Origin of the sequence: Shewanella salipaludis (genome assembly GCF_012911865.1) — a bacterium.
GTDB classification, from domain to species: Bacteria; Pseudomonadota; Gammaproteobacteria; order Enterobacterales; family Shewanellaceae; genus Shewanella; species Shewanella salipaludis.
Genome location: NZ_JAAXYH010000024.1, coordinates 20304 through 27381, shown reverse-complemented (window position 1 = coordinate 27381; position 7078 = coordinate 20304). Strand labels below are relative to the sequence as shown.

Genomic DNA, 7078 nt, shown 5'->3' with positions numbered 1-7078 from the left:
AAGACAGTTTTTGCCAGATCGATGCTGATGAGTTTATAGTTCATAACGGTCACCTCGAGTCAGATTTTTTGCACCTAAATCATGGCACATTGCGATGCCGAGACCGAGGTGACCATCTCATCAGCCATGAGCTTATGAACGGGAGGCATGGATGCCGAACTGGCACTTATATATGGACATACTTTGCCGAGCTAGCCTCAGGTGAGCCAGGGGCGAATGAAAATTGGTGATTTTTGAGCTTATGAGCGAGAGACAAGGATTGCCGAACTGGGATGTTTTACAGGGATGTAAAACGGCGAATATGAGGCGCTAGCTCAGATGCCCATAAGCCAGAGGGGTTGTCCGCTTCGTCGGGGCGTCATGGTGGATGCAAGGAGGATAGGACGAGCAGTCCTCCTTGCTCGGGTGTGGGCTGAAAGCCCACGACTTGAATCGTCTCATGCTGAGACTCGCCCCTGTGGGCCAGCTATCGCTGTTCAACCTTGTTCCTGACAAGCTTGTCTCGGCCACAAGCCGCTCAAATCCAAAAGGGTTTGAAACCTGCCCAAATAAAGCATAAAGCCAATAAAAACAGGACTGGCGTGACTTTCCAGCCACTCCCATGCCGAAAGGGACGTCAAAATAGGCGCTGTTGTGTCAGTGTTAGCCACTCAATACTATTCAGAGAGTCCCAACTCACGATGGCTACGCCGGGCAAACTTAGCCCTATGAACCTCCCAGAACACATCCAGGCTCGCTACACAGACCTCTGGCATGATAGCCAAACATCAGCGCCATCAAAGGCGGACAAACAAAAAGCCCCACACAGTTGCCTGTATGGGGCTTTTTTATTCGAACCTAGATTCGAAGCTTAGGTTCGAAGCTTAGGTTCGAAGCTTAAGCCTGGGACCGAGCGACTGACGGGTCAGTCGCAGCAGTCGCAACTGCCATTAACCGCGGTTATGACGCTTACGATCGTTTTCGGTCAGGTGACGCTTACGAACACGAATGTTCAGCGGTGTCACTTCTACCAACTCGTCATCATCGATGAACTCGAGCGCTTGCTCCAGTGTCAGGTTGATTGGCGGAGTCAGTACCTGAGCTTCGTCTGTACCTGAGGCGCGCATGTTGGTCAGCTGCTTGCCTTTCAGACAGTTAACTGTCAGATCGTTCGAGCGAGCGTGGATACCCACAACCTGGCCTTCGTACACTTCGGCCGCATGGCCGATAAAGAGACGACCGCGGTCCTGCAGACCGAACAGGGCGAATGTCAATGCCTTGCCTGTGGCGTTGGAGATCAACACGCCGTTGGCACGCTGGCCGATATCGCCACCCTTGTGCGGGCCGTAATGATCGAATGTGTGATACAGCAGACCCGTGCCTGACGTGGCCGTCAGGAACTCGGTTTGGAAACCGATCAAGCCACGGCTTGGGATAACGAAGTCGATACGCACACGGCCCTTGCCGTCGAGCTGCATGTCTTTCATTTCGGCCTTACGGGTACCCAGCTTCTCGATCACTGTACCTTGATGTTCTTCCTCAACATCGACAGTCACAGTTTCGAATGGCTCACACTTCTCGCCATCTATGGTCTTGATGATAACTTCAGGACGGGATACCGCCAGTTCGTAACCTTCACGACGCATGTTTTCGATCAGGATAGACAAGTGCAATTCACCACGGCCTGAAACGCGGAAGCGATCCGGGCTGTCGGTTTCTTCGACACGCAGGGCCACGTTGTGGACCAATTCCTGTTGCAGACGCTCAAGTATGTTACGTGAAGTCACATACTTGCCTTCTTTACCCGCGAACGGAGAAGTGTTGACCTGGAAGGTCATGGTCAGGGTAGGCTCATCGACAGACAGCGCTGGCAGGGCTTCGACAGCACCTACGGCACAGATGGTGTCGGAAATTTTCAGCTCGCCCAGACCCGTGATCGCGACTATGTCACCTGCGTTGGCGACGTCGACTTCGTGACGCTCCAGACCCATGTAGCCCAAGACCTGGCCCATCTTGCCGTTACGCGTCTTGCCATCGGCACCTATGATGGTGACCTGCTGGCCTGTCTTGACGCTGCCGCGCTTGATGCGACCTATGCCGATAACACCCACATAGGAGTTGTAATCCAGCTGCGAAATTTGCATCTGGAAAGCACCCTCAGCGTCGGCATCGGGTGAAGAGACTTTCTCGACTATGGTCTGGAACAGGGGGGTCATGTCTTCGCTGACGACTTCAGGATCCAGCGTCGCGAAACCGTTCAATGCCGAAGCATAAACGATAGGGAAGTCCAACTGTTCGTCGGTAGCGCCCAAGTTGTCGAACAGATCGAATACCTGGTCGATAACCCAATCAGGACGTGCACCCGGACGGTCGATCTTGTTGATGACAACGATTGGCTTCAGGCCTTGAGCGAAGGCTTTCTTGGTCACGAAGCGAGTCTGTGGCATTGGACCGTCAACGGCATCGACCAGCAACAATACCGAGTCAACCATAGACAGAACACGCTCTACTTCACCACCGAAGTCGGCGTGGCCTGGGGTATCAACTATGTTGATACGGTAATCGTTCCACTTGATGGCAGTGTTCTTTGCCAGAATCGTGATCCCACGCTCCTTTTCAAGATCGTTGGAATCCATCACCCGCTCAGTAGCTTCTCCTCGGGTCGCAAGGGTTCCTGACTGCGCCAGCAACTTATCTACCAGGGTCGTCTTGCCATGGTCGACGTGTGCAATAATAGCGATGTTACGTAAATTCTCTAGCACGGATAAACCTCTTACCATCAAACAAAAATAGGGGTTATTAGGCCAGGCATAAGGCCTTTGCCATAATAAAAAGCGTGCCATTCTACTCCAGCGACGGCATATCTCACAGGATTATTTTTGAGCACTTGTAAAACATGGGCCCAAAAGCTGCATCCCGCGGCCATGGAATGTGTCCAAAACGACGGGGGCAAGCCACATCCTGGTGCATTCGCTGCACCCGAGTCCCTTGATAGACGGCAAGATATTGTCCTCATCCGCTTCACTGACCCGGCGCCGGCATGACATTAAGCTAAAACATCCCCAGCCGGAGCGCATCGCCGGACGCGAGAAGCTCACCTGGCATGCCAGTAAACGGCTCGCTCGCCGGCAAGGGCCGCTGTGGAGGCACCCAAGCCAATATAGCCGCTTAATATGACACTAATAAATGCCGCATAAATCTACCTTACAGGAACCGCGACTTATGCTAGCGTAATACTGCACGCGCCGGCTGAGTGTCAGGCGTAACCTGTCCTGGTTTCAGGTATGGCGAGTCGCCGACCCGGCAGTCGATGCTCCAAGTTGGACGCTTGCACCAAAAACAATCAAGACATGCACCGCATTGGTGCAAAAGCCTGTGAATGTAAGAGCGGGGATTTTTTACTTGCTTTAAAATCAAGGCATTAAATAGTTGGCATAGTTATCGCTTTAAGTATAGCAAATTTGCACCCGCTCACCCGAGTGCGGATAACAGAATATAGAAGGGACATCCCTTTACCCTACCGGAGGCTTGAGAATGTCAGTTGAATCAGTTTTACAGCAACTCGAAGAATTAGAAGTTAAGTTTGTTGATTTACGCTTTACCGATACCAAAGGTAAAGAGCAGCATGTATCTATTCCTTCTCATCAGGTAGATGCTGATTTCTTTGAAGACGGCAAGATGTTCGACGGCTCTTCTATCACCGGCTGGAAAGGCATCAACGAATCAGACATGGTGCTGATGCCGGATCCAACGACCTTCGTGCTGGATCCTTTCACCGAAGAAACCACGGCGCTGATCCGTTGTGACATTCTCGAGCCAGGCACCATGACAGGTTACGATCGTGACCCCCGCTCCATCGCCAAGAAGGCCGAAGAATACCTGCGCTCCACCGGCATCGCCGACACTGTGCTGATCGGTCCCGAGCCTGAATTCTTCCTGTTTGACGATGTGCGTTTCGGTTCCGACATGTCAGGCTGTTTCGTCAAAGTGGATGCCAAGGAAGCCTCTTGGAATTCGGGCACCAGCTATGATGACGGCAACACGGGCCACAGACCCATGGTCAAAGGCGGTTACTTCCCGGTAGCTCCTGTCGACTCTTCACAGGATCTGCGCAGCGCCATGTGTCTGGTGCTGGAAGAAATGGGTCAGGTCGTTGAAGCCCATCACCATGAAGTGGCGACTGCCGGTCAAAACGAAATCGCCACCCGCTTCAATACCCTGACCAAGAAAGCGGACGAAATCCAAATTCTCAAGTACGTGGTGCATAACATGGCCCACGCCTACGGCAAGACGGCGACCTTCATGCCCAAGCCTATCGTTGGCGACAACGGCAGCGGTATGCACGTGCATCAGTCTCTGTCCAAAGACGGGGTTAACCTGTTCGCCGGTGACAAGTATGCCGGCCTGAGTGAAACCGCCCTGTACTACATAGGCGGTATCATCAAACACGCCCGCGCACTGAACGCCTTCACCAACCCGAGCACCAACTCGTACAAGCGTCTGGTGCCACACTTCGAAGCCCCTGTGATGCTGGCCTACTCTGCCCGTAACCGCTCGGCTTCCATCCGTATCCCTGTGGTACCCAGCCCTAAGGGTCGTCGTATCGAAGCCCGTTTCCCGGATCCGCATGCCAACCCATACCTGGGTTTCGCGGCGCTGTTGATGGCGGGTCTGGACGGTATCCAGAACAAGATCCATCCGGGCGAAGCCATGGACAAAGACTTGTATGATCTGCCGGCCGAAGAAGCGGCCGAGATCCCACAGGTTGCCACCTCACTGGAAAACGCCCTGGAAAACCTGCAGGCAGACCATGAGTTCCTGATGAAAGGCGGCGTATTCAGCAAAGACTTCATCGAGTCTTACATAGCGCTGAAGACAGCCGAAGCCGAGCGTGTGGCCCGCACCACTCACCCGCTTGAGTTTGAGATGTACTACAGCCTGTAATCTTTAGCCGCAGATTGATTAAGCCCCGACTCGTCGGGGCTTTTTTACTTATCAGGCATAGCCATGGCTAGCTTTAAGCTCGGTACACGCTGCAATTGAAGCAGCCACGATTGGCATTGTGGATTTGGATATAGCTGACTTCAGCCTTTAAAAACTGCTGACGAATGCCGTTTGCTAATTCTGCCCCCTGTAAAATCTCGGCGTGCACCATAAAGTGCTGGTGATTGTAGGCCCTGATGGACAGCAATCTTGCAGTCAATATCTCGGGAATCTCATTCACGTCCAATTCGGCTTGTTCGGCATGTTCTCGAACATAAATGGGGCCAGATGCTCGATAAGGCGAATCGACATCATGATGCCTGAAAGGCACCAATAGCACCCTCTCCCCGATCTCAGCTTCTTTCAAAGAGACCCTGCAAGGGTAGCCTGGTTTGGCATCGGCAATCACCCAGCTGGCATTGAGCTTCTCCAGCTCTTGAGAGCTCAGGTTCATCAGCTCAGAAAAAGCCCTTTTCTCAATTGCCTTCATTCTAAAGTTTGTATTCATAATGATTTCCTATCGGCTAAAAATACCATGATAGTCATTCAACAACTCACGACTCGCCGCTTTCGGAACTCTAACCTCAAAAGACATTCTTGCCTCTGTGACCATTTGCAGGCTTTCCAAGCATACAGCCCCCAGGGATTCACCGGGATGCAATGAATGCGCCTGTTAGCATGGCTGCGCCAATCAGCGTCTCGCCATCATTTGGTAGATTAAAACTGTTCATTTCCAATCAGTTCTTGCGCTATGGCAAACGACTCGCTAGCTTGATGAGGTCCATGCAGCATGATGAATACCCGTCATTTTGGGTATCTTGGTTTATTAAAATAACAATAGGCGCTTACCTATGTGGCACACACTGCAACCCTATAAAGACTCACTCATACTCTTGACCGCGCTCTTGTTGGGTGGCCTCATCGGCAGCCTGTCACCCGAGACGGGGCTCTGGCTCAAGCCAGTGGGACAGATCTTCCTCAATCTGCTGTTCATGATCATAGTGCCTCTGGTGGCGGTGAGCGTGACCTCCTCCATCGCCCGGATGACGGACCTGAAGAAGCTGGGCGCCATCCTGGTGTCCATCATGGCGGTATCCATCTGCATGGCCATCATTCCCGCCGTTGCCATAGTGGCCCTGGCACTGGTGTTCAATCCTGCCCAAGGGGTGACCCTGGATCTCCAGCAGACCCTGGACACGGGAGCCGCCCATATGGACTTCGTCGGTCTGCTCACCACCAATGACTTCTCCGGCCTCTTGTCCAAATCCAACATCCTGGCGCTGATCATCATGTCCGTCGTCAGCGGTATCGCCATAGGCCAGTCGGGTGACGACGGCAGAAAAGTCTCGGCCCTGCTCGACAGCCTCAACACTGTCATCATGAAGATAGTGTCCATCATAATGTTCGTCGCCCCGCTGGGCCTGGGCGCTTACTTCGCCTCGACCATGGCCAGCCAGGACCCTGAACTCGTGGTCACCTTCGCCCGCGCCATAGGCTTATTCTTCGCCACCAGCCTGCTGTACCTCACCCTGGGGTCGACCTGCTATGCCTGGCTCGGCGGCGGTTATCCCGGGGTCAGGGTATTCTGGCGCCATGCGCTGGCGCCGGCGGTCACGGCATTGGGCACAAGTTCATCGCTGGCGACCCTGCCTGTGACCCTGAGCACAGCACTCAAGATGGGAGTCAAGGAAGAGATAGCCGACATCAGCCTGCCGCTGTTGGTCAACCTCAACAAGGGCGGCGCATCCATGATCACTGCGCTGAAGATAGTCTTCATCTATTCCTTGCTGGGGCTCGACTTCGGCGTCGATGTGTTCATGGTCACCCTGCTCATCTCTGTGCTGTCGGCCTTCGTCATCGGCGGGGTACCGGGCGGCGCCTTCCTGGGGGAGATTTTCATCGTCACTACTCTAGGGCTGCCGCTGGAAACCATCCCCATATTGGTGGTGCTCGGCGCCATCACGGACGGGGTCTCGACCGTGATCAACGTGGTGCACGATCTCACCGCCAGCCAGATCATCGACCGGCTGCAGGGTTGGAACGGTCGGGCGGCCAAGTGAGCCCGGCTCGCTTTATCATTGCCATGGGCTAGCTTTAAAGATGCTAACCAGAATGA

Annotated in this window: 4 protein-coding genes; 2 read left to right on the top strand and 2 right to left on the bottom strand. The window is 53.6% G+C overall.

Annotated elements, in window-relative coordinates; all coding sequences use genetic code 11:
• Nucleotides 1–929: 929 nt before the first annotated feature.
• The gene (gene typA, locus HC757_RS18710; protein WP_169565954.1) at nt 930–2741 is read right to left on the bottom strand and encodes a translational GTPase TypA; all 1812 of its coding nucleotides are present in this window, start codon (nt 2739–2741) and stop codon (nt 930–932) included.
• A gap of 772 nt (nt 2742–3513) precedes the next feature.
• On the opposite strand from typA, the gene glnA reads away from it, so the two are divergent.
• Nucleotides 3514–4923, top strand: coding sequence for a glutamate--ammonia ligase (gene glnA, locus HC757_RS18705; RefSeq protein ID WP_169565953.1), 1410 nt, complete (start codon nt 3514–3516; stop codon nt 4921–4923).
• 73 nt (nt 4924–4996) lie between these two features.
• Here the strand turns inward: glnA and HC757_RS18700 are convergent, their stop codons facing one another.
• Entirely contained in the window at nt 4997–5470 is a 474-nt protein-coding gene (locus HC757_RS18700) for a DUF1203 domain-containing protein (RefSeq protein WP_169565952.1), read from the bottom strand.
• 343 nt (nt 5471–5813) lie between these two features.
• Here HC757_RS18700 and HC757_RS18695 point away from each other — a divergent pair, with 343 nt between their 5' ends.
• Nucleotides 5814–7022 (top strand): dicarboxylate/amino acid:cation symporter, encoded by a 1209-nt coding sequence (locus HC757_RS18695; RefSeq protein WP_169565951.1) that lies wholly within the window; start codon nt 5814–5816, stop codon nt 7020–7022.
• Nucleotides 7023–7078: the final 56 nt, after the last annotated feature.